Raw genomic sequence first — 558 nt, forward strand, 5'->3', positions numbered from 1 at the left:
CGGCGGCGCTCGGCGGCCATGTCGAGGCCTGCGAGGACTGTGCCCACACCCGCATCGCCTATAATTCCTGCGGCAATCGTCATTGCCCCAAGTGTCAGGGCGCGGCGGCCCGGGACTGGCTCGCGGAGCGCGAGGCCGAACTGCTGCCCGTGCCCTACTTCCACGTGGTGTTCACGCTGCCGGCCGCGATCGCGGATCTGGCCTGGTCCAACAAGGCGGTGGTCTACGATCTCCTGTTCAAGGCCGCGGCCGAGACCACCCTCACCCTTGCGGCCGATCTTAAGCACCTCGGGGCGCGGATCGGCCTCACCGCCGTGCTGCACACCTGGGGCTCGGCGATGACGCACCACCCGCACGTGCACATGATCGTGCCAGGCGGCGGGCTGTCCCCTGACGGCACGCGATGGATCGCATGTCGGCCCAACTTCTTCCTGCCCGTGCGGATCCTCTCAAAGCTGTTCCGGCGGCTGATCCTGGACAAGCTCGCCACCGCTCATGCGGCCGGGCATTTGAGGTTCTTTGGAGCGCATACGGACTTAGCCGACGCCAAAGCGTTCG

General features: G+C 67.2%; 1 protein-coding gene. It reads left to right on the forward strand.

The annotated features are described in order from the left end of the window. Window positions 1-558, forward strand: a 558-nt coding sequence (locus tag FS320_RS44885) for an IS91 family transposase (RefSeq protein ID WP_192926448.1), incomplete at both ends; no start/stop codon positions are given.

The sequence above is a fragment of the Microvirga tunisiensis genome, assembly GCF_009296175.1.
GTDB classification, from domain to species: Bacteria; Pseudomonadota; Alphaproteobacteria; order Rhizobiales; family Beijerinckiaceae; genus Microvirga; species Microvirga tunisiensis.